This is a genomic window from Ancylomarina sp. (genome assembly GCF_041555295.1).
GTDB lineage: Bacteria > Bacteroidota > Bacteroidia > Bacteroidales > Marinifilaceae > Ancylomarina.
Map to the genome: position 1 here is coordinate 1 of NZ_JBFFKR010000280.1, position 4,190 is coordinate 4,190.

At 34.6% G+C, this 4,190-nt stretch carries 4 protein-coding genes; 1 reads left to right on the top strand and 3 read right to left on the bottom strand.

What is annotated here, in order from left to right; translation table 11 throughout:
* Positions 1 to 1,779: DUF3352 domain-containing protein (locus ABY905_RS14565; RefSeq protein ID WP_372645153.1), on the bottom strand; the 1,779-nt coding region annotated here is incomplete at its 3' end.
* Positions 1,780 to 2,043: 264 nt separating this feature from the next.
* Here ABY905_RS14565 and dusB point away from each other — a divergent pair.
* Entirely contained in the window at positions 2,044 to 3,036 is a 993-nt protein-coding gene (gene dusB / locus ABY905_RS14570; protein WP_372645155.1) for a tRNA dihydrouridine synthase DusB, read from the top strand.
* An 86-nt stretch (positions 3,037 to 3,122) separates the two neighbouring features.
* On the opposite strand, the gene ABY905_RS14575 is transcribed toward dusB, so the two are convergent.
* On the bottom strand, positions 3,123 to 3,782 hold the full coding sequence (locus tag ABY905_RS14575) for a hypothetical protein (RefSeq protein WP_372645157.1): 660 nt from the start codon (positions 3,780 to 3,782) through the stop codon (positions 3,123 to 3,125).
* A 120-nt stretch (positions 3,783 to 3,902) separates the two neighbouring features.
* The coding region (locus ABY905_RS14580) for an FtsX-like permease family protein (protein ID WP_372645160.1) at positions 3,903 to 4,190 on the bottom strand (288 nt) is incomplete at its 5' end.

The window sequence follows — 4,190 nt, forward strand, 5'->3', positions numbered from 1 at the left end:
ATCCTGAACCAAAATTTCCTTCTCCTTAGTGTAATGGTTTTCAACTAAGAATGGCTTGTGGACAAAGGCTGTATCAAGACGTGATTCCCAAACTGTTTGTGGTGCCAATTCCAAAACAGGGTTGTATTTTACAAAGATATTGTTGTAAATCAGATCTTCGTTAGCAGTCATCTGAAATCCAATGGATTGAAACTTATTAAGACTTTCTCTCTGTTCTATAATATCAGTTTGATAATCTTCATTTAAAAAGCTAGAAATAACCTTATTCGATCGAGGCATTGAAGTGTAGAAAAAGAAATTCGCTTTATTCGATAAGTATTCCTTACTCTCATCGTAAACAGGATCTTTATCTAAAGTTTTTCTCAAGAAAGAAGCATGTACAAATTCTGAAAGCTGAGCCTTGGTTCTTCCAAAAATCATATAATTTTCAAAAATAGTCATATAGTTAGAAGGAGCTCCCTTAAACATACGGCCGAACATCTTCTCAAAGATTAAATCATCCGGCATTCTAAACACATCGAATTTTGTTGCACCATCTAGCTTTATACTTGTTGAATAGTACGATAAACTGCGTTTTGTTCTTTCAGCATAAGCAGACAGCATACTCACCAATTTTTCTTTGGCAGCACTTGCTGATTTTGTTCGGATAATAGAAAATTGCTTATCAGTCTGATTGTCCAGATAAACCAGAGCAATCTCCTTATGAATTATGGAATAGAATAAGTTCTCAAAATCAACTCCTGTCTTATTCTTCAATGTTTTTAATCCCGCTAAATAATTATTTAAACCATTACTCCCTTCAAGAAATTTACGATATGCATTCTTGTGCTGGAGAGGATCATTTAGCCCCATAATAGCCACTAAACCTGAATTTCCCGGCAAAACAGATTCCATCTCCATCTTAACCCCATCCTGTTTCATAAAAACATTCAGGTAATTATTTTCTTCTTGATTCGAATAAGTAAAACCATTCAAGAGAACTAGATGGTCTCGGAAACTTAAGTCTAATTCTATCCAATTTCCCAGATGAGAATAATGGCGTATATACGATTTAATATCCTTTTCAAATAGAGAGGCAAATTGTTTTTTACAATTCTTAAGATTAAAATAAATGTTCGCATCTACATTTTCTCCTTTTGTTTTGAAAACCTGATTAAACCCATTCGATTCACTTATCGAACCAGAATCTTCAAGTTGTCTAACAGAATTCTCAAGGTAAATCATAGATGAACTGACCAACATCAACCCCTTTGAGAAACAAAAATGTAAGAACTTCTTTCCTGAAGAGTTTTTAGGAAGTGTATACAAACTTGTTCCATTGTATTTTCTACTAATCGGTTCTTTTTGAGAATTTAACTTATCTTGAATAAAGGATTGAATTCTTTTTTCTTCAAGATAGCTGCGAACAGGAAGTACATAAAGATATTCAACTTGATCCTTTCCCATAATCTGACTCGCAATAGTCAAGGATCGGTCCAAGTCCAGTTCTGATTCCGAAGACGAATCATTTATCAAGCTCGAAAAATCATTAATGTTTTTGTTGATATCGCTGAAGGATTTAAACTGACAAAGTTCTTTCCATACGCCTTGATTCTTTTCAAGTTTAGAAATCAAATCTTCCATATTATCAAAATGAATCATCATTTCAGAAGATGCTGGAATAGCTAGAAAGTGATCGCTAGTCTTATATTCCTTCTGTTTTTGCATATAGAAATAGACCATTACGAGTATTCCTACAAAAAATATGGCTAATAGGGGAATCAAACTTTTTTTAATCATACAGGCAGTTTTTCTCTAGCAGATTTTGAACAATAGAAACAAAATTAACATTTTATACTTAAACTACATTATACCTTTTGGCTTGCTTTTATTTAAAAAAACAGATGTTTCTAACCACCTATTTTTAATTTGATGATCTGTTATATCTTTGCAAAAGAATAAAGAAGCATCAATATCGATTTCAAAGGTCTAAATTATCTATTTACACCAAATTCGTATTGAGTAGTTTAAATCAATTGTGCTTGTTCTTAATTAGGTTATAAAGTGAAGATAGGAAATTTAGATTTAGGGTATCAGCCATTATTACTGGCACCCATGGAAGACGTGAGTACCCCACCTTTTCGTTTGTTGTGTAAGCAATACGGAGCCGATTTAATGTATACCGAATTCGTTTCTTCAGAAGCGCTTATTCGTTCAGTAAATCGAACAATGAAAAAGATGACAATCGTGGAAGAAGAACGTCCTCTTGCCATCCAAATTTATGGGAAAGAGATTAACGCTATGACTGAAGCAGCCAAAATTGCGGAACAAGCGAATCCTGATTTTATAGATATCAACTTCGGGTGTCCTGTTAAAAAGGTCGCTACCAAGGGCTCAGGAGCGGGAATGCTCCTTAACATTCCTTTGATGATGGAAATTACCGAAGCCGTTGTAAAAGCAGTAAATGTGCCTGTGACAGTAAAAACCCGACTGGGATGGGATGAAGACTCAAAAATCATTGTTGGCTTGGCCGAACAATTACAAGATACTGGGATTCAGGCATTAACTATTCATGGGCGTACACGCTGCCAAATGTATACAGGTGAAGCCGATTGGGATTTAATAGGCAAAGTGAAAAACAACCCTCGTATGAATATCCCTATTATTGGGAATGGGGATATCACCAATCCGATTAAAGCCAAAGAAGCCTTCGATAAATATGGCGTAGATGCTATAATGATTGGACGAGGTGCAATTGGTAAACCTTGGCTATTTCGTGATGTGAAACATTATCTGAAAACGGGTGAACTATTGCCTCCAGCTACAGTTTCACAGCAGGTCGAAATGCTAAAACAACAGATAGATGGTGCTATAAACTGGATTGACGAAAAAAGAGGAATTTTACATATGCGTCGTCATATGGCAGGTATGTTTAAAGGTCTTTACAATTTTAAACAAACTCGTATCGAAATGCTTAGATCGGGAGATTATAATGAACTTATGCTGATTCTTGATCGAATATCAGAACAGTGGGGAGAAACAATATCCGAAGATTAACTATTGAATATCATTCAATCAAAATAAAAAAGCTGGTCAAGTCGAAAGACTAACCAGCTTCTTTTATATCACGCAATCATTCAACTCTACTTCATCAACTTTGGTAATTCATTCACAAAGTAAGCAGGATTAGTAATCTTATATTCTTCACTACGCTTAGTCCAGGTCATTGTTGCCTTTGTTACGATATTCGACTGTAATAAAGCGATTTGTTCCAGACTTAAATTCAGCTGAGTTTTATAAGTTGAAAAACCATATTTCTCATACTCCTTAGGTTCAAACTCTTCTGTATAAATCAGATCTACGACCTTTCCTCCCATCAATTCCAGGCTAATTTTACTCCCTTCTTTAATATATCCAAAATATGCAAAAGCTTCAGCTGTCATAACTTTCCAATCAATCATTAAACTCACTTTTCCATCCTTGGAAACAAGATTAAAGTCAGCGTTTACGATATTTTTATGCTTGAAATATTTTAAAAGTTTGGCACTTGGTCCTTTTATGAAATTTAATTTCTCGGTTTCAGCATCTTTTAATTCAACCTTAGCATTGATTACTTTTACCTTCGCAGTAATTGCTGCAGTCATAGTTTTGCCTTTATCATCTGCTTTATCACCCACATATTTCCAGGTGCCATTATCAAATAAAACAACCACTCTACCTGAGTTAGTTTTTGCAATTTGCTGTGCTAGTGAGGACATACCAACACCAACAAAGAATAAAATAAAAAGAAAAATTCGAGTCATAGAGTTTAAATTTTAGGTCTGATTATGATTCTCAAGTACAATCACCATAATAAACGCTAAGGTACAGTTTTATTGTCCTGAAGAGTTTCATGACTTGAGAATATTAAACGATAAAATGCATTAATCTACATCCAAGAACTTACGCGTAAGGTATCGAACAGGTAAACGTGAAGCCAAATAACCAATAATCACTACAGTTACAAAAACAATTAACACATCAATAAACACCACTTTTATAGGATATTGAGAGAAAATGAAACTATCCCCCCCCCCTATTTTAATAAAGCCATATTTAGCCTGCAACAAGCAAATTACAATACCAACTACGGTTCCAATCAAAGCTCCGGATAAGGAAATCAACCAACCCTCTATCAGGAAAATTCGTTGAATCAGCGTTTTATTAGCTCC

Excerpts from the sequence above, each read along its gene's own strand:
- ABY905_RS14575 (WP_372645157.1), bottom strand. The coding sequence starts at position 3,782 with ATGACTCGAATTTTTCTTTTTATTTTATTCTTTGTTGGTGTTGGTATG.